The organism is Exiguobacterium oxidotolerans JCM 12280 (assembly GCF_000702625.1).
In the GTDB taxonomy this organism is placed as follows: Bacteria; Bacillota; Bacilli; order Exiguobacteriales; family Exiguobacteriaceae; genus Exiguobacterium_A; species Exiguobacterium_A oxidotolerans.
Genome location: NZ_JNIS01000001.1, coordinates 1,908,368 through 1,927,411, shown reverse-complemented (window position 1 = coordinate 1,927,411; position 19,044 = coordinate 1,908,368). Strand labels below are relative to the sequence as shown.

11 protein-coding genes are annotated in these 19,044 nt (G+C 45.9%); 5 read left to right on the top strand and 6 right to left on the bottom strand.

The genetic code is table 11. The features are described 5' to 3' along the window. Nucleotides 1–26: 26 nt before the first annotated feature. From P403_RS0109820 to P403_RS0109805, 4 genes are all read right to left on the bottom strand, one after another. Nucleotides 27–947 (bottom strand): carbohydrate ABC transporter permease, encoded by a 921-nt coding sequence (locus P403_RS0109820; RefSeq protein ID WP_084157658.1) that lies wholly within the window; start codon nucleotides 945–947, stop codon nucleotides 27–29. 3 nt (nucleotides 948–950) lie between these two features. Next, complete coding sequence (locus P403_RS0109815) at nucleotides 951–1,847, bottom strand: carbohydrate ABC transporter permease (protein WP_029332465.1); 897 nt, start codon at nucleotides 1,845–1,847, stop codon at nucleotides 951–953. Between the two features lie 60 nt (nucleotides 1,848–1,907). Continuing rightward, complete coding sequence (locus tag P403_RS0109810) at nucleotides 1,908–3,215, bottom strand: ABC transporter substrate-binding protein (protein WP_029332464.1); 1,308 nt, start codon at nucleotides 3,213–3,215, stop codon at nucleotides 1,908–1,910. 204 nt (nucleotides 3,216–3,419) lie between these two features. Further along, on the bottom strand, nucleotides 3,420–4,433 hold the full coding sequence (locus P403_RS0109805; protein ID WP_029332463.1) for a LacI family DNA-binding transcriptional regulator: 1,014 nt from the start codon (nucleotides 4,431–4,433) through the stop codon (nucleotides 3,420–3,422). Between the two features lie 515 nt (nucleotides 4,434–4,948). Between P403_RS0109805 and iscB the strand changes: the two genes are divergently transcribed. From iscB to tnpB, 4 genes are all read left to right on the top strand, one after another. Continuing rightward, the gene (gene iscB / locus P403_RS0109800) at nucleotides 4,949–6,205 is read left to right on the top strand and encodes an RNA-guided endonuclease IscB (RefSeq protein ID WP_029332462.1); all 1,257 of its coding nucleotides are present in this window, start codon (nucleotides 4,949–4,951) and stop codon (nucleotides 6,203–6,205) included. Nucleotides 6,206–6,335: 130 nt separating this feature from the next. Then, the gene (mntA, locus tag P403_RS0109795; RefSeq protein WP_029332461.1) at nucleotides 6,336–6,737 is read left to right on the top strand and encodes a type VII toxin-antitoxin system MntA family adenylyltransferase antitoxin; all 402 of its coding nucleotides are present in this window, start codon (nucleotides 6,336–6,338) and stop codon (nucleotides 6,735–6,737) included. Between the two features lies 1 nt (nucleotide 6,738). Continuing rightward, the gene (gene hepT / locus P403_RS0109790; protein WP_029332460.1) at nucleotides 6,739–7,146 is read left to right on the top strand and encodes a type VII toxin-antitoxin system HepT family RNase toxin; all 408 of its coding nucleotides are present in this window, start codon (nucleotides 6,739–6,741) and stop codon (nucleotides 7,144–7,146) included. Nucleotides 7,147–7,350: 204 nt separating this feature from the next. After that, nucleotides 7,351–8,523: an IS200/IS605 family element RNA-guided endonuclease TnpB gene (tnpB, locus tag P403_RS0109785; RefSeq protein WP_029332455.1), complete on the top strand. Its 1,173-nt coding sequence runs from the start codon at nucleotides 7,351–7,353 to the stop codon at nucleotides 8,521–8,523. Between the two features lie 28 nt (nucleotides 8,524–8,551). Here the strand turns inward: tnpB and P403_RS0109780 are convergent, their stop codons facing one another. Continuing rightward, nucleotides 8,552–11,404: a hypothetical protein gene (locus tag P403_RS0109780; protein WP_029332459.1), complete on the bottom strand. Its 2,853-nt coding sequence runs from the start codon at nucleotides 11,402–11,404 to the stop codon at nucleotides 8,552–8,554. 316 nt (nucleotides 11,405–11,720) lie between these two features. Here P403_RS0109780 and P403_RS0109775 point away from each other — a divergent pair, with 316 nt between their 5' ends. Beyond that, entirely contained in the window at nucleotides 11,721–14,684 is a 2,964-nt protein-coding gene (locus tag P403_RS0109775; protein WP_029332458.1) for an immunoglobulin-like domain-containing protein, read from the top strand. A gap of 101 nt (nucleotides 14,685–14,785) precedes the next feature. Here the strand turns inward: P403_RS0109775 and P403_RS0109770 are convergent, their stop codons facing one another. Next, a complete protein-coding gene (locus P403_RS0109770; RefSeq protein ID WP_029332457.1) occupies nucleotides 14,786–18,970 on the bottom strand; it encodes an AAA domain-containing protein in 4,185 nt (1,394 codons plus the stop codon). Nucleotides 18,971–19,044: the final 74 nt, after the last annotated feature.

The following is a 19,044-nucleotide window of genomic DNA, read 5'->3' as shown; positions in this document are numbered from 1 at the left end:
ACGCGTACTCCCCTTTAGCTAACAGATTATTCTTTGACGGCACCAGCTGAGATGCTGCTGACGATGTATTTCGATAGGAACAAGAACGCAATCATGATCGGGACGACGGAAATCGCGATTCCGAGATAAAGCGACCCGAGATTTTCTGCGACTTGCGAACCTTTTAAGAAGCCCATCAAGACCGGTAACGTGTATTTTTCTGGTGAGAACAACAAGACGAGCGGCATGATGTAGTTGTTCCACGAACCGATGAACGTAAAGATCGACATCGTCGCGATCGCCGGCATCATCATTGGCAAGGCGATCGTGTGGAAGATGCGCCATTCGCTCGCGCCATCCATCCGCGCTGCCTCAATCAAACTTGGGTGCATGACCGTCTGGACATACTGACGGACGAAGAAGACCGTGAACGGACTGGCAATCGCCGGTACGATCAGCGGGATGAAGCTGTCGAGCAACCCTAAGTTTTTGCTGAGTTCGTAGAACCCGATCAATCCGAGTTGTCCCGGAATCATCATCATGACGAGCATGAAGACGAACAGGACGTTTTTTCCTTTGAACTGATAAAAAGCAAATCCGAACGCTGTCATCGCTGAGAAGTAACCCGATAAGACGGTGACGAGGACGGCGATGATCAGACTGTTCTTGAAGCCGGACCAGATGTTGACGTAGGAGCTTAACGCCGCATAGTTCTCAGCGAGCGAGTTGCCGGGAATCAAGGAGAAACCGGACAAGACTTCTTCGTTCGAGCGGGTCGCGTTGATGATCATCATCAAAAATGGAATGATACAGGCGATGGTTAAGGCAATCAGGCCGACATAGATCAGGCTCTTGCCGAACCAGGCTTTTTTCTGTTTCGGTGGTGCCAACTTCAGCGGACGTTCTGAACGCTCCGGTTGTTCCTCCGTTTGCGGGACGATCCGCCGTGCTTCTGCATTTCGTTCCATCGGTCAGGCTCCTTTCGGTGAACGTTCTTTTCGGAACATCCCTTTGAAGACGATGATTGAAAAGACGAGCGTGATAGCAAACAATCCGTAGGCGACGGCAGCAGCGTAGCCATAGTTGTTGTACTTAAAGGCTTGATTGTAGAGATAAAGGACCATCGTGTTCAAGGCACCATCCGGCGCACCGACACCGTCCGTGATCAACATCGGGAGATCAAACAGTTGCAGTCCGCCGATCAAGGACGTGATCATGATGTACAGTAAAATCGGTTTTAGCAGCGGCAACGTGATCCGCGAGAAGATTTGCCAGCGTGTCGCACCATCAATCAAGGCCGCTTCAAAATAATCTTTCGAGATTCCGGATACACCGGCCATGACGACGATGAACGAGTGACCAAGCCACATCCAGGTCAGGATGAGTGAAACGGAAATCTGGGCCGTGACCGGTTGTGTCAACCAGTTGATCGGGTCAGAAATGATTCCGATTTTCATCAACATCATATTGAGTGATCCGTGCTGCCAGTCGAGTAAAATCCCGAACAACAGGGCAACCGAGCTAATCGTGATTAAGTTCGGTAAATAGAACGTCGCTCGGAAGAAAGCCAGTCCTTTTAACTTGAGTTGTAAGTCTGAAAACAGTAAGGCGAGCATCAATGCTCCACCAATTTGCAGGATGAAGTTCAGTCCCCAAATCTTAATCGTATTGAAGAACGCTTCAATGAAGTACGTATCTCCAAGCAAACGCGTATAGTTCGCGAGTCCGACGAGTTGTTCGCCTTCTGCGCCTGTGTAGTTCGTGAAGCTGTAATAGAACGTCAACGCGACCGGATAGATGCTGAAGATCAAGAAGACGATCCAAAACGGTGCGATGAACAGATAACCATGGCGATCGAGTTTTTTCACAGGTCAAACCCCTTTCTTAAACAAGAAGAGGTAGGGCGAGGTCCGCCCCACCCAGTCTCCTTATTCCGGTACTTTGACGTCCGGATACGCATTTTTGACTTTTTTGTAGAATTCAGCAAGTGCTTCGTCTTTTGATTTTTTGCCTTGGACATACTCCATGACAGACGCACCGTACAATGTATCGAGCTGTTGGTCGTACTTCGTCACGATACCCGGTGTGATTTGATCCGCTTGATCAAGGAAGAACTCATAGTTGTTCTGTCCGCCGAGGAACTCATCTTTGAAGTCGGTTTTGATTTTATCGGTAACTGGTGTATACGCAAGGACGTCACCTGTTTCTTTCGCCCAATCTGTCAAGAACTCTTCGTCTTGCGTCATCATCTTGACGAAATCATACGCAAGTTTTTGTTTCTTCGAATCTTTATAGACACCTAACCATGTACCGCCCCAGAAATATGGACTCGGTCCGCTTGTGACGGCCCAGTCACCGGCTGATTTCTTCGCATTTTCTTTTAAGACACTGTGTAAGCCCCATGTTGGAAGGACATACGAGAAGATTTCTGTTTCGGTTTCTTTACCGTTTTCTTTGACTTTGACCGGCTTATCCATCCCGGCGAACCATGATGGTGACCACTCTGGCGCAAGTGCTGTGTATTGTTTCGTCCGGAGCTCTTTCGCGTAATCCATGTAGTTCTTCTTGTCTTCTGTCAAGACGAGCTCTTGCTTATCGTTGACCCAGGCCTGAGGATCATTACCTTGTGCGAACCAACGGATTGAACCTTCATCCGGGAACATTTTGTAGCCTTTGCCTTTCATCTTCTCAGCGACATCGAAGACGCCGTCCATCGAGTTCATCATCGCGCCGACTTCTTTTGGATCATCTGTGCCGAGAACTTTTTTGGCGATGCTCCGTTTGTAATAGACGCCACCTGGTGTCGTTTGCCATGACAGCGCACGAACGTTACCGTCTTTGTCTTTCCCCATGTCATAGACGTACGGGATGTAGTCATCTTTGACTTCGTCTGCGTTAAACGGTTTTTCAGATAGGTTCGCCCAGTAACCGGCATCGACCCATTGTTTCAAGAAGGCGATCTCACCTGTGAAGATATCCGGTGCACCGACGCCGCTTTCAAGTGCCGGTTTTAACTTCGTTGGGTAATCCGCGATCGGAACGATCGTCAATTCGACTTTGACATCATTGTTCTCTTCGAACTTTTTGATTGGTTCTTTTAACTCATCCGTGAATGACCAGATTTTCAAGACTTGTTTCCCATCACTTGTCGTTGCTTCTTTACTATCTGAACATCCTGCTAAAACGCTTGCCGTTAACGCGCCGACTGTTAATACGCTGACTAACTTCTTCTTCATGTCATCCCATCCTTTATTAAGTATTCCGCTCAATAGTAAGCGGTTTCAATTCGTTATTCGAAAATATCGAAAGCGCTTTCGAAAAGGCTTTAAAGAAAATTCCCGAAAGCCCTTTCGGAAAAAGTGATAAAAAAATGATTTCGAAATCGCTCTCGCTTTTCCTCTCAGACAACGAGCGAGAGCGATTCCGAAACAAACATTGTGTTATTCAGGTACTGGACCTGTCGATTGGCGAACCATCAAGTTAACAGGAATGACATCACGTGTCGTGACCCGCTTTTTATTGACGATCTGTTCAATCAAGACCGATGCTGCATGTTGACCAATCGTTTCCGTATCTTGCCGGACCGTCGTCAGCTTTGGTGTAATGTACTTTGCCAATTCGATATCATCGTAACCGACGACCGAAATGTCTTTTGGAATCTGTAAGCCTGCTTCTTGAATCGCTTCGATTGCCCCGATCGCCATTTGGTCACCTGCAACGAAAACGGCCGTCGGACGTTCAGGTAAGGCAAGTAACTTCTGCATCGCCTGCTTTCCTTCTTCACCGGAGAAGAATCCGCCGTTGACGAGGTAGCCGTCCGGAATCGGAAGACCTGAACGTTCCATTGCCTGTTGGTAGCCTTCAATCCGTGCTCTTCCGGCGTCCGTCGTCGTATCACCCGCAATGTGGGCGATCAACTCATGACCCAGCTCATGCAAATGATTGACGGCGAGTGCTCCACCAGCCAAGTTATCCGAATAGACGACACTGCAATCAGCACTATCCATGTCGACGACGACAATCGGAATCGTGCTTTGAATCAGCTCTTGGACGTGCTGATCCATTTGATCGGAACAGATGACGACGATGCCGTCGACTGCCCGGTGTTTAAAATGCTCTAAGTAACTCATGTCCCGGTTGCGTAAATTACGTGAAGCAAAAATCAAGTCATAACCTTGTTGCTCCGTAGCTTTCCGGAAACTTTCGATGATCGCGTTGAAGAACGGATGCATCATCCCGACGCCGTTCGCTTCCGAAAACATGACGCCGATCGTCCACGACCGTTTCGTCGAGAGCGACTGGGCGTGGGCATTTGGTAAATAACCCATATCGGCTGCTGCCTGGACGATTTTTGCTTTCGTCTTCTCACTGACATCCGAATAATTATTTAAAGCTTTTGAAACCGTCGTGATTGAAAAACCGGTTATCTTCGCTAAATCATATATTGTACCCATCGTTAAAACCTCATTTCACCGAAAGCGCTTTCGATAAATTTAGTATAGACGGTGATTTGGAAAGATACAACCATTTTTTTAGAATTTAATCGAAATTTGCAAAATAAATGATGCCGCTTTCATTCATAACTCGATAAACCTTTAAATAAGAACAAACGTTTGGTATACTATAAGTATCAGTCAGCCGTTTTTAAATGGAGAGGAGCATGACCATGCCGATCTAAAAAATATTTTGGAGTGAAACCTATGGCATTATCTAAGATGCGTTTGGTGTGCAGTGGCAGCTCAATCATCAATTACCCATCACTAAAGTGACGGGCTTGTAAAGCCTGAAATTGACTAGTCTCGGTTCTTACGAACTCCGTTGGTTGGGTCATGACACCTCTCGGTACCTGTTCTAGCCGATTGCCCTGTCGTCTGTGATTAAAAGTCCTGTTGGGTCGGGACGGTGTTGCAGACGGAAAAAGCCTTCCCAACATTGACGAAGAACAACTCACTCGAAGGAGGAAAACGAAATGTTCGTTTTCGTACTCAATCAACATGGCAAACCACTGATGCCGTGCAAACCCCAAAAAGCTCGTTGTCTTCTAACCGACAAAAAAGCAAAAGTAATTAAAAGAACACCCTTCACGATTCAATTGCTATACGGATCAAGTGGGTACAAACAGCCCATTTCTCTCGGTGTTGACACCGGAACAAAACGTATCGGTTTCTCAGCGACTACTTCTACAACGGTTTTGGTTGAAGGAGAAGTTCAACTGCGCACCGACATTCAAAAATTGTTGGCGACACGTCGTGCCATGCGAAACTCTAGGAGAAGTCGGAAGACACGCTACCGTCAAGCCCGTTTTCTCAATCGCAAAAAGCCTAAAGGATGGCTTGCTCCCTCCATTCAGCATAAAGTCGATGCCCATCTGAAACTAATCCAGATGCTCTATCGTCTGTTACCGATTTGCAATCTCACCCTTGAGATCGCACAATTTGACATCCAAAAGATCAAGAACCCTGACATATCCGGTGATCTGTATCAGAAGGGAGATCAACTTGGCTTTTGGAATGTCCGGGAATACGTGTTCTTCCGAGACAAGCATACGTGTCAACATTGCAAAGGGAAGACGAAAGATAAAATCTTGAACGTTCATCATATCGAAAGTCGTCGGACAGGAGGAAATGCTCCTGACAATCTCGTCACGCTCTGTGAAACATGTCATCACAAGATTCATCAGCAAAAATTGGAGCATCTCTTTCAAAGAAAATCTCGTTCTTTGCGTGATGCCTCGCAAATGACGGTCATGCGTTGGTTTATCTACAATGCCACGAAAGAAACGTATCCATCCGTACGACTGACCTATGGTTTCATCACGAAGAACACACGTATCGGAAATGGACTCGATAAACGTCATGCTATAGATGCACGTTGCATCAGCGGGAATCCACTAGCAGAACCACCGAAGGTATCGTATTTTTTCCGACAGGTACGCGCGAACAACCGTCAACTGCATAAGATGACCATCGGTAAAAAGGGGAAAAGAAAGGCGAACAAAGCGGAGCGCCTTGTCCACGGCTATCAACTGTTCGACAAGGTGCAATACGAGGGACAAACGTGTTTCGTGTTCGCAAGACGTAAGACCGGCTACTTCGATCTTCGAACGATACAAGGATTCAGTATTCACAAATCTGCTTCGTATAAGAAACTGACACTACTTGAGAGAGCGACGATATGGCTCGTCGACATCCAACCAGAAAGAGGTGAAGGTCGGATCCTGCCATGACTCCATCAACCTATAAACAATGAAGTGGCAGCTTAAAACAATGACCTCCCTGAGACCTTAGAGAGGTCATTTTTAGTCTGCTTTCTTCATGGTACAATGATATCAAAAGGACTTAAAGGAGCGAACATTCATGATATCAATGACGTTGAAACAACAACTTGTTCAAACGATTAATGCACATGTCAATGCTCATTTCATTATCTTGTTTGGCTCCGGTGCTACAGGCAATATGACAGAGGACAGCGATTTAGATATCGCTTATTTAAGTGATCAAACACTTTCAGCATACGATCGTTTTCTCTTAGCAGGTAAATTGGCAAGGATAGCTGGACGTGAAGTTGATCTTGTGGATATCAAACAAATCGATACGATTTTTACGATGCAGATTTTCACAGAGGGTCAGGTCATCGACTGTCAAAATCAAAATGAACTGACGCGACAACAAATACGAGCATACAGCATGTACGCAGCGTTTGCCGAAGAACGTGCTCCAATCGTGCAAGCCATCAAAGATCAAGGGAGTGTTTTTTAGTATGAATGATGTGTTGTTGAATAAAATAACAACGATTGAACGATGCCTGCGAAGGATACACGATGTCTACGAGAATGAACCAGATAATATAAAAGATTACACAAAACAAGATAGCATCATTTTAAACATTCAACGAGCATGTGAAGCAAGTATCGATATCGCTATGCACCTGGTACGAACACGAAAACTCGGATTACCCAAATCAAGCCGTGATAGCTTCCAGCTGCTTGAGGAAGCACACCTCATCGACTCATCACTCTCAATTAGTCTCATGAACATGGTCGGTTTTCGTAATATTGCCGTTCATGATTATCAATCACTTAATTTAGACATCCTTCAAGCGATTTTAGATCAACATCTCAACGATTTTCTGAAGTTCACGCGAATCGTCATTCAACTAGAAGATTAACTATCTACAAATATTTTTATTAAAAGGCGACTCCAAATGATGGAATCGCCTTTTACTAGTCGACATGTTTTTCACTTTTTAAATTTATCAAAATTAGGCGAGAATACGCCCACTTCTAAACGATCCGGGTGAAGCCCGAGTGAAAGTGGGAGATGAATCGCCACCCTCTCTTTCGGGTATATCCTTTGTAAGGAGGTGAACATCATGTTGACTCACAAGGCCTACAAATTCAGAATCTATCCGACAAAAGAGCAGGAAATCCTGATCGCGAAGACGATCGGTTGTTCGCGCTTCGTCTTCAACCACTTCTTGGCGAAGTGGGATGAGACGTATAAAGCGACAGGTAAAGGACTGTCCTACGGGTCTTGTTCGAAAGAACTCCCGTCGTTGAAGCAGGCGTTCGACTGGCTGAAGGAAGTCGATAGCACATCTGTGCAGACGAGCGTCAAGCATCTTGCTGATGCCTTTGACCGCTTCTTCAAGAAGCAGAACGAACGACCCCGCTTCAAGTCGAAGTGCAACCCTGTTCAATCGTATAAGACGAACATCCAAGGCAAGTCTCAACTTCCAGAAGTCTCGATCGTCGGCAACACGATCAAAATTCCAAAGCTGAAGTGGGTCCGCTTCGCCAACTCGAGGCAGGTCGTCGGACGCATCTTGAACGCGACCATCCGGCGTAACGCTCCAGGAAGATACTTCGTCTCCCTGCTCGTCGAGCAGGAGAGCAACGAACTGCCGAAGACGGGCTCGTCCGTCGGCGTCGATGTCGGGTTGAAGCACTTCGCCATCCTGTCTGACGGCACGGTATACAAGAACGACCGTTACTTCCGTTCGCTTGAGAAGAAGCTGGCGCGCGAGCAACGCAAGCTTTCTCGTCGTCAACGGTTGGCCTTGGACAAGAAAGTGAAACTTTCCGAGGCGAAGAACTATCAGAAGCAAAAGCGGAAGGTCGCCCGCATCCACGAGAAGATCGCGAACAAGCGAACCGATTTCCTGCACAAGGTCTCGACCGAGATCGTCAAAAACCACGACGTCATCGGGATCGAGACCTTGCAGGTGAAGAACATGCAGAAGAATCGCAAGTTGAGCAAGTCCATCTCCGAGGTCAGTTGGTCGGAGTTCTTCCGCATGCTCGGATACAAGGCGGAATGGTACGGAAAGACCGTCGTGAAAGTCGGCAAGACCTTCGCCTCTAGTCAACTGTGCTCCCGTTGCGGACATCAACACAAAGACGTGAAACATCTTGGTTTGCGTGAGTGGACATGCCCGAGTTGCGGCATCCATCACGACCGCGATGTGAACGCAGGACTGAACCTCAAACGAGAAGCTGAACGCATCCTAGCTTCTTCAACCGTCGGGACGACGGGGTTAGCCTGATCAGGTTTCGACCGTTAGGTCGGATGACTCAGGAATCCTCCACCTCTAAGCGAAGCGTAGGTGGAGGTAGTTCAATCGCTTTAACCCATTTTTGAAGTTGGTCATCTGCCCACTGCAGTTCACGCTCAAGATGCAGTTTGTGTGAAATGACCTCGCTCGGATCGGTATAAAAACGATCATCGAGATAAGGATTACAGCTGTCAATGATATCGAAGTCGAGAGGATGAAGATGCTCTGGACTAAATCGTTTAAATTGCTGGCGGAGTATGTGGCGGTCAGACACATTCAGCTGCGAGAACGTTCGTACATGACAGAACGCGGTATTGATAAGTCTCGACCCATGGATTTTTTCAAAAAAATGATATTGTTCTTCTGCTTCCCATAAATAAATACCAAATAGGTTTACCCAGTTTTCCCAAGGAACTTGATTCGAATCGAGTGTAGTGATGGTCAATCGTGTCAGCTCCGGTGATTCTAGGACACGTTTTAGTAGTAACGGTTGAATCTGATTTAGCTGTTGAAAATAAGTAGCACCATATGTGTTTAATTTATGAATGAAGTCCGACCAGTTCGTTTCATCCAACGAATTGATAAAGTTGATTAAGTGTTCTTTTGATAAAGGTGTTTGCAACTTAGGGAAAGCAATGATGTCGTCCTCACTTGCGAACCAGTCGGTGTCATCTTTGATTCCGTTGACGACGACATCGTGATCCGAGAAGGGACTGAGGCAGAGATGAGTGACGCCTCTAGGGATAATCCATACATCATCCTTCACGACTAAACTATAAGGATGAAAAATCTTAAATTTGATATCATACTCGAGTTGGTATGCTAGGTGTACGGTAAACGATTCATCCATATGGAGGAGAGGATGAAGTTCATCTGTAAAATGGCAAATGAATTCGGATTGATCATTAATGACGAGAGTGATACTACCGGATTCAAAACGCTTTAGTGCATGATGACAAATATTGAGTGAGACGACATTCGTATATTGATTTCGTTTAATTGAAATCGGGATGTTTTCTATACTCTTAGAATTATGAATCGACAGGTGGGCATGGAAAATTTCGTGTGACGGATATAATCTTGTAATTCGGATTGAGATATCGCCTATCTCTTCTGGTGTAAAAATCTTCCCCACTCCATTTTTCGAAAGAATTTCATATTCAAAGAATACTTTGCTGAAATCAACGGTATAAAGCGGGTGACCGGGAATCGTAAATGTTATAGGAACTGATTCTTTCAAATAATCGGTTGGTATGCGGATGCTTCGTTCTTGTGGGCTGAACGTCTTAGTCGCAAGGCGTATTTTTTGAAGATGTCGTGATGAGAAACGCACATGATCTTGATGCTGCCGATAGGAAAAATCACGTGGAAGTAACACGAAATTTAAGCGATAGGTATGTCCCTTATGCTGATTGTGAAGATGTAAAGCGACCGATTGGAGTAAGTTTCGGTGAACTTTTAATTGCTGTAAATCTAAAAGTACGTCCTCTTCTTGTTGGATCAACGCATCCGAGAAATATTCGAAACCAAACGTCGAATCGTTGAGTGTTATCGACCAATCCAATAAATCTTGGAAACTATCTAGGTCATGAAAACGTAGTGTCGGAAACTCGGCATAGTGTTTTTCTTTCGAATAGAATAGCGGCTGCGTGTCTAACGTGATTTCGATTTTTGCTGTTGTAACGAACTGTTTTCTGATGAACCCTTGTTCCGATTGGAAATAGAATTCCGTATCACTATGAATTGAGAAACGCTTATATTCGAATTCGCGCCAAATAGGATGGCTGATAGGTCGATAGGCTTCATTTGTCGAAAAATTCGAGGGCTTGACGATAACAATCTCAGTTCCTGGTTCAACGTAGTTTCCTCGCAGTAGCTCATAGTCAGTGGTTGATTGTTTCTGTTTGAAATAGAAAGGATAAGGTGACGGAAGTTCGTATACTTCTTCCTCTGAATCAATTGTTAATATTAATGTTTCTTGATTTGGATCATAGTCAATTTCAATTTCTAGAGGGTGAAAACGTACTGAATGGTCAGTAGCTTCACGTTGACATTGAACTGTCTGATGACCAACGTTCCAAAAGGCGCGTTGAGCTTTTTCTCGTTCGATGATTGGGAGTTTGATTCGTGGACGATTGAGCATTTCATCCCAAAAGACAAATTGCCGTCGAGAATGCTTTTTTCGCTCAACCTGAGCAATTTGTTGAATCGTTTTCAAGTTTTTATGCATGTAAGGGGGAAAGGAGCTAAACGTACGTTTTTCCATAAAAAATTCTTTTAGACGAAATAAGGGTTCTGGATTTCGTAAACTTTGTTCGATATAAAGAAGAATTGGTTTTTTTAATTGATCTGACCATTGCCATTGTCCGTTTATGACTTGACGAATAGCACTAGGTAACTGTCTTCTTTGTTCAATCACCTGACTGATGAAATAATGGTAGATATTTTCTAAAGCGTAGATCGAGGTGACGCCTGAATGACTCAGAGCCGTTAAGTAGTAACGACGATGGCTATCTACGGATCGGTAGATAGCATTTTTTTGTAGCGCTGAATTCATTTCTTCCTTCCAATCATTCACGAAGTTATTATTTAAAGAGTAAAAGTTGGCGAACAACGTCCAAAAGCCTGCATCTTCTTGGTCGAGCGCAATAGTCGATGTAGCAAGTAGGCAGGTAAAAGGATAGTGGTACCAAAGTTTACGAACAATCAGCCGACTCGAATCATACCATCTTGTTTGAAGTTGTTCTTTTAACCATTGTTGAAGTGCAACGATATCTTCACTCTTTAGAGGAAGTTCATGGGCAAACTGTAAGTTATTTTCTTTCCAGTAAGAAGCCCACTCCGTTTCTTTTTGTGAAACGTGAAATTCCATGAAGAAATCCTCCCTTCTCAATAAATTACATAATGTATATATAATTTCTATAATTATCTTAAAAAGTCCTCTTTATTCGTTCCCGTTCCTGAAAAACTGTTTACGATTTTAAGGGGATTTGATTTATAAAAATCCTGCTAAAAGGTTTTATATTACAATTAAAATTTTCAGTTAAAAAATTGACCTAAAATCAAAAAATCATTTATTGGGAAATAATTGATAAAGTAATATTGAAATGTAAATATTTTTACTTGTAAGTTACATATACGCATTTTGTACTAAATAAAAATACATAGAGAAGAAGGTAGTAAGAAAAATGATGAGAAAATGGATTTCATATTTACTTTTAATAGTTTTAGTAATTAGTATTATTCCGATGGGTGTTGTAGAAGGGGCAGCTGATGTTACAAAGCCGACACTCGAGAGTCTTGTGCTGGATAAAAAAACAGTGAAGGTCGGAGACGTTGTGAACGTCTCGATCAAGGCGAGTGACGAAGGAAGTGGAATCAAGTGGATTTATTTCTCTTACGAGGCGCCTCAAACTGGAAATGAGAAAAAAATAACCATGACGTATGACGCTGGTGCGAATGTATACCGAGGGCAAATTCGGATGGAAGAAGACATGCCCTCCGGAACGTGGAAACCAAAGTATCTGTTCATCTATGATAAGGCAGGTAATGTCAAAGATTTTTATAGTAGAGATGTTCGTTTCACAGAAGAGACTCAATTCATATTAGAAGATTATCTAGACGATAAAACACCGCCTGTATTCAAGTCAATATCACTCAGCCAATCGTTTCTTGACCAAGCACAGCCCCTAGAAATAAAAGTTAGTGCAGTGGATGACACGAAAGTAAAAGGCGTTAAGGTGGCATATCGACATAGTTCTTCTCAGAAAGAACAAATTGTTACACTCTCTCCTTCGACAGAGGTAGACGAATACCAAACATCTCTTCAACTGACTGAAGGCTTAGATGCTGGTGAATGGAAGATTAGTTCTGTTGAAGTGGAAGACTTAAACGGAAATAAAACAATTGTGACTGAAGGATTAAGCAGCCATACATTTACGGTATTTAAACGAATCGAGCCACTAGCTAACACATTCTATACAGAAAATACATCTTTAACATACAGAACAATTTCTGGAGATCTTTATATCGGACCAAAGGCTGTTGCGACGTTAAACGGAACTACTGTCTATGGAAACGTGTATGTACTTGGAGCGATGCGGATTTATGGTGGCGTCCGTGTCACCGGGACGATTTATGCTAATAGTTTTAGCTACGGTTCAGGTTCGCTTTATCAAGGTGGAGTCGTCATGAGCGGCAGCAATAGTGTATCGAGTATGACGGCAAGTAATAACCCGCTCAATAAAAATGTACCTTTTAAAATTTATGAGGACCCGATCGTCGAAACGGATGGGAAAATCACGTTTTCTGGTGCTACTGTTCCTGTAGTCGATGTGACATTGGAAGGTGAAAAATTAAATATTAACTCCGATGGAACATTCCGTGTCAAAGATTATCCAATTGGAACAAAGCGTCAGTTGGAATTTTCGTTCCGCGACATTTTCGGAAATACATGGGCTAAATCGTACAACGTTTTAGATCGCTCGAAGCCTGTTGTTACCTCTTCGTTATCGAGTGGAATCTATACTGAAGGAGAACAGGTCGTCTTAAGTGCGACAAAAGGTGCAAAAATTCACTATACATTAGATGGATCGACACCTACATCAGGGAGTCCAGTGTTTACTGATGCCATTCCACTTAAAAATGGTATGACTATTAGATATGTCGCCATTGATGCACTTGATATTCAGTCGGACATCAATAAGCAACAATTCTATACGTATAAAGTAGATTCTTTTTTAGAAGAATCGAGCACGCTTAAAGGGCGTGGTGCTAACGGAATGAGTGTTTCTGTTTTAAAAGAGGGAAAAAGTGTCGCGAAAACCGTTATAGGTGCTTCTGGACAATTTGAATTAAAGCTGGACCAACAAAAAATCGGCACACGGTTAGCTGTTAAATTTGAAATCAACGGTCTAATCAACGAGGAGTATAGCTTCGTGGTAGAGGATCATGTCCCGCCAATGTTGAAACTCCCACTCGAGACAACGGACGACGTCCTTCAGCTCAAAGGAGAGTCAGAAGCAGGCGCGACAATCACGATTTACGAAAGCGAGTCAAAAGACAAGCAACTCGGTAAAGGAACAGTCGGCGCAGACGGGAAGTTTACGATCGCCTTCACCCGTCCGTCAGGAAACGCCTTGTATGTCGTCGCGACCGATGCATCCGGGAACGAGAGTAAGCTACAAAAGGTGACGTTGAAAGATGTAACGGCACCCGCGAAACCAGTCATTGATCAAGTGACCAATCAATCAACACGGATTACAGGGCAGGTGGAGCCTGGTGCGCACGTCACACTTCTCATCGGGAAGATAACGGTCGCATTGACGGCCGATCAGTCGGGACGCTTCTCTCACCCGACGACCGTTCTTCCTGCAGGTACGGTGATTCGTGTCAGTGCAACAGACGCTTCGAACAATCAGAGTGAGCAAGTCGAACAGCGGGTGAGTGATGTCATCAAACCGATCATTTCTGGTGCGACGAAGAAAACGATCGACGTAGGGCAAACATTTAACCCATCAGATCGCGTGACGGCTACTGATGAAACGGACGGAAACTTGACGAGTCGAATCAAGATTGCTGGAACCGTCGATTCGAAACGGGCAGGCAGCTATACGTTGATCTATACCGTGACGGATCAAGCGGGTAACGTCACGAAAGTAAGCCGTGTCATTACGGTCAAAGACACAATCAAGCCAGTAATCAGTGGAGCGAAGAGTACGACAGTTGCTCTGAATCAAAAGTTTGATGTACGAAAAGGCGTATCAGCCAAAGACAATGTTGACGGGACGTTAACGAAATCAATCAAGGTGAGTGGCAGTGTCAACAGCAAGAAAGTCGGGACATACAAATTAACGTACAGTGTAAGTGATCGGGCGGGGAATAAAACGACCATCATTCGTAAAGTCGTGGTGAAAGATTTGACAAAACCGGTCATCACCGGGGCAACAGCAAAATCAATCAAGTACAAATCGTCGTTTAACCCGATGACGGGTGTACGTGCGACAGATAACCTGGATGGCCCTTTGACGAAGAAGATAAAAGTCAGTGGAACCGTCAATACGAAAAAGAAAGGTTCCTATTACCTGACTTATCGTGTCTCGGATAAAGCAGGGAACCTGACAAGCATAAAACGTAAAATTATTGTTAAATAAGCAAGTAAAACAAAACACCTTTCAAAAGTCGCTTGAACTGCTCAAGCTGACAATGAAAGGTGTTTTTTTATGGTGTACAAGTTGTTTCTCACGTATATTTCTTAGACATATTCAAGCAAAGTCGGTTTAATCTCCATCTCTTCAAGCGTCGTCCATAACGATTCCATCGCCCGGTCGGCGTCTTGATAGAAATGACGGCCACGGACACGCCAGAAGTTCCAGCCCGCCCGCTCCAAGACTTTTTGTCGGAACATGTCTGCTTCATACGCATCCGGTCCATGCCAACGTTCGCCATCACATTCGACGGCAAGACGATTGTGTTCGCCTTCGACGACGAGGTCGATCCGGTAGCCATTGACTTGGACTTGTGGCGTGACGAGATAGCCACGGGCGACGAGGCGACGGTAGACCGCTTCTTCGAACGGAGAGTCGAAACGATGTTTGATACTCTCGAGTGAAGCTTGGTCACCGAGTGGATTTTGACAATAACCAAGTAATTTATAACGCATGCAGTTGCTATTTCCGATATCGTTCAACGAGACCGAATGGAACAGAATCATCTGATCACGGGCACGACTCGCTGCGACATTAAAACGTTGACTGTCCGTTTCCTTCGTCATCGCCATGAAACGTTTATTCGGAGCGACGACCATTGAGAGAAGCATGACGTCACGCTCGTCTCCTTGGAACGTATAGGCATCCCCGAAGCGGACGTGGTGTTGCATCAATGTCTCGATTCCGATTTCAGCCGTCGCGATCCGTTCGATTTGGTTCGCTTGGGCGTTTCCGAGTAAAGAGACGACACCAAACGTCCGCTCTGCGTAAAGCGGGTCCTGCATCATCTGCTTCAGTTCCGCGACGATGGCGCGTGCTTCCGGTAAATTGATTTTATCCGTCGTCCGTTCGTCGACATAACCGTCACTGACGAAGTGACTTTTGACGGCGGGGTTGAGCCGTTCCGCGCGTTGCGGCAGACGAAGCGGGACAATCGTTCCTTCATAGACGTGGGCATTGCTGAAGCCGATAATTTCCGGTACACAGCGGAAGTGTTCCCGTAAGCCGACTTTCGTACTGAACTTGACCGAGGCCAGCGAATACAAACTACTCGTCCCATCGAACAGCGTCATCGTTGGGTCGTCCCCGAAATAAGTTTTCCGTTTCTCTTCGACGTTATCCCGGTTATCAAAACTTGTCGGACTGATTTGACGATCATCGCCGACGATGATCGCTTTACGTGCCCGTGACAGGAGCGAGATGGCATCCATCGTGCTTTGTGAACTCTCATCAAAGATGATGACGTCGAACAAATCACTCGCCGCCTTGAACGATTCAAGGACACGGTTGACGGGCATGATCCAAACGGGAATCGCATCCTGCGCCTGCATCATTTGTTTGGCCGCTTCCTTTCGGTAACGGGAGGCGTGTTTCCCTGTTCCTTTCCCGACCTTACGAATCAAGGTCGCCCAACTGTTGAGTTGTTCCTGCTTCGAAGGGGTCATCCGTTTAAGTTGTTCCTTCCAAGCGAGTGTCGCACAGAGGCGAGCGACGGTCTGACCTTCTTCTTGTTCCAAACGATACAACTGATCCCGCTCATCGGCGTCACTCAAATCGTCGAGGCGGCTCTTGACGTAGGCAAGGTGCCAGGCGTCACGCAGCTCGAGGGCGTGGAAGGTCGGGGCACTGTTTGTTCGCAGTGCCGTCACCCAGTTCGGGGCAGCCTGTTCGAGCAGGCCGCTGAGTTCCTGCAGCCGACTCGCACGATGTTCGTTCGTCTCTATGCGTCTGAGCTCTTCGTAGACTTCCGTATACTGTGACGCATCCCATGCACGAATCGCTTGCGTCAACCGTGCCGTGATCGGGTGCGTGAATTCGGTATTCTCGAGTGTTGCGAGCCAGCCTTGCTGTTGTTGATCTAGTGCATCGAGCCGTTTGAGACGGAATAAGACTTCGAGGGCATGTGTTTGTGCCGTCAACCAGTCCTGCTCGTACGAAAATGTTGCTGTCGCGTAGACTGCTTGTAGCGGACGGACGACTTCTTTGAAGTGATTAAGCACTGTGTCGAGCTTACGGATGACGTCAAGCGCCTTCCGATATGTCGTTAAAGAAACGACTGGAATCTCGATGGCATGGTGAGCAAATCGGTGGGTGAACGTCCGCTCGAGTTTTCGTAACTCTTCCGTATAGGTCAGGTGTTCAAGTAACAGCGCGACATCTGCTGACTGCGTAACTTTTTTTCCGTCAATCGTCACCTCGTCGAGGATGACGGTATAGTTCTTCCGTTTCGTCCATTTAAAAAACATCCCGTTGACTTTATTTGCTTCAAAGAGCGGAACGAGTTCGGTCGCGAGCGAGAAGAGGTCGACGTCCGTCGTCGGAAGTGAGAAGTCATGCAGTGAGACGGTCCGCTCGAGTCGTTCGATTTCACGTAATGTCTGTTCGAATTGGGCACGTTCTCGCTCCAAATCTTCTGCGTCAGACGGATGGGCTAGCCAGTGGCGATACAAAGTATGTGTCCAAGATTCAAGTGTCGGATACGTTGTAGAAGCTTGGTGTAACCAGTCGAGCGTCTGCACCTTCGTCTCTTCTGACGCAGGGCGCATCCAATCAACAGGGGCTGCTTCTGCTTCGAGCGCGCGTAAGGTCGCCACTTCTTGGGCGAGTTCTTCAAAGCGGAGTGGTTCCGAGAATGCCGTTCGCGCTGGACGGCGCCCAAGGACCTTCAATTCAGCAAGTGCTTCTTGGTCTTGCATCAAAGCATAAAGTTCCTGAATGTCTGGTGCGCTGAGCGGAATCGTTTCCGTCAAGATTGGCGTCGGAACCAGTGTCTGCGCCTGGGATTGACTGACCCATTTTGCCCATTCGAGAGGTGTTTTCGTTTCGCCTCCGATTGCGAGACTCTCGTGCTCGAGGACGGCTTGATCAATCATCGCCCGTCGTGTTTTTGCGATATCCCGTCGAATCGATTCAAGGTGCGCACGAATCGTCGTCGACTGCTGTGCAAGTTCTTCGGCGGATGTCTTGTTAAGATACGTTGATATCCCGTGGAGAGAAGTCTCGGTCTGCTTGATGGTCTTTGAGTCAGCCCCAAGTACAGAGACGGCAAGTTCACGGATTTCAGCAGGTAACTTATCACGCAGAACGGTCAAGGCATGTTCTTTTTCACTCGTGACGAGGACGCGTTTTCCGTGGGCGAGCAAATGCGAGATGAGATTCGAAATCGTATGACTTTTCCCTGTCCCGGGAGGTCCTTGGACGACGACGCCTGCATTGTTGCTCAACTGTTGCAAAATCCGCTTTTGTTCTTCGTTGTAGGGGAGCGGGAACAGGATTTCTTCCCCGACCGCCGTCCATTGTGGGCGGTCCTGTTGATCGAGTGCCGCAATCTCCTCATCATTCGATGTGAAAAATTGTTCGAGTGCAGGAGAAATCGGCAACTCTTCCTCGATGGCTTGTGCCAGTTGTTCGTGTTCTTCGACCCAGCCGTGATTTGATTTTGGACGACGATAAAGTCGGACGCTTGGCATGACATAGACATCAGCTTCTTGACCATAGGCATGATCCGCGTGTAACAGGCGTAATACTTGTTCGCTTCGTTCTTGCACCTCGTCTGTGCTCCATGGATTGAAATCAAAGGCATGGTCTTCCTTGAAGTCGAGTTCATACTGTGAAAGTTCAGCCTTCATCCAGACCGAATCCCAGTGCAACATATCGAGTTCAAGTTTTGCAGGCGTCGGTGTCGTCTCGATTCGGAAGACGCTTTTTTCCGTATCGAACTCAATCACGGCAGGACGAGCGAACAAGGGGCGTTGTATGTAGTGCAAAGGCCAATGGAGCATGCCGAATGTCCAGACGATTTCATGCGTGTCATTATCGGTCGACTGGAATTGATACATCCGGTACATGAGGTCATATAGGGATTGAGCTTTTTCGTGTTGACGTTTTTTGTCCTTCCAGTCCCGGACTGCGAGTTCATAGGTCGTCCACGTCTGACGTAATTCTTCAGGGAGTGAAGCCTTCGGTGTGATGTCCTCACCATTCTGTACAGTCCAGTCGTTCAATCCGCTCGGGAGGGCAGGACGGCTGACGGAGAAGGCGGGAAGAAATTTTACTTCGACGACGGTCTGTCCGCTGTCGTCGGACGTCGCTTTGACGTTCGGATAGTCCATCATCGTCTCTTCTAAAATGCTTGTATATGTTTTCGTATCACGCTGCGTCTTCAAACCAAGTTTTTTAACGGCAGCCATGAATTGGAATAAGTTAATAGCTTTTGACCGGGTAGTGCTCATGACATGAAAACTCCTTCATATAGAATTTAAAACATTAGAAAAAAAGTACGTTTTTTTGAAAAAAGATGTTAATT

Bases quoted from the DNA above. Each gene is read 5' to 3' on its own strand.
- P403_RS0109770 (WP_029332457.1), bottom strand. From the start codon at position 18,970: ATGAGCACTACCCGGTCAAAAGCTATTAACTTATTCCAATTCATGGCT.
- P403_RS0109805 (WP_029332463.1), bottom strand. From the start codon at position 4,433: ATGGGTACAATATATGATTTAGCGAAGATAACCGGTTTTTCAATCACG.
- tnpB (WP_029332455.1), top strand. From the start codon at position 7,351: ATGTTGACTCACAAGGCCTACAAATTCAGAATCTATCCGACAAAAGAG.
- P403_RS0109775 (WP_029332458.1), top strand. From the start codon at position 11,721: ATGATGAGAAAATGGATTTCATATTTACTTTTAATAGTTTTAGTAATT.
- P403_RS0109820 (WP_084157658.1), bottom strand. From the start codon at position 947: ATGGAACGAAATGCAGAAGCACGGCGGATCGTCCCGCAAACGGAGGAA.
- hepT (WP_029332460.1), top strand. From the start codon at position 6,739: ATGAATGATGTGTTGTTGAATAAAATAACAACGATTGAACGATGCCTG.
- P403_RS0109780 (WP_029332459.1), bottom strand. From the start codon at position 11,404: ATGGAATTTCACGTTTCACAAAAAGAAACGGAGTGGGCTTCTTACTGG.
- P403_RS0109810 (WP_029332464.1), bottom strand. From the start codon at position 3,215: ATGAAGAAGAAGTTAGTCAGCGTATTAACAGTCGGCGCGTTAACGGCA.
- iscB (WP_029332462.1), top strand. From the start codon at position 4,949: ATGTTCGTTTTCGTACTCAATCAACATGGCAAACCACTGATGCCGTGC.
- mntA (WP_029332461.1), top strand. From the start codon at position 6,336: ATGATATCAATGACGTTGAAACAACAACTTGTTCAAACGATTAATGCA.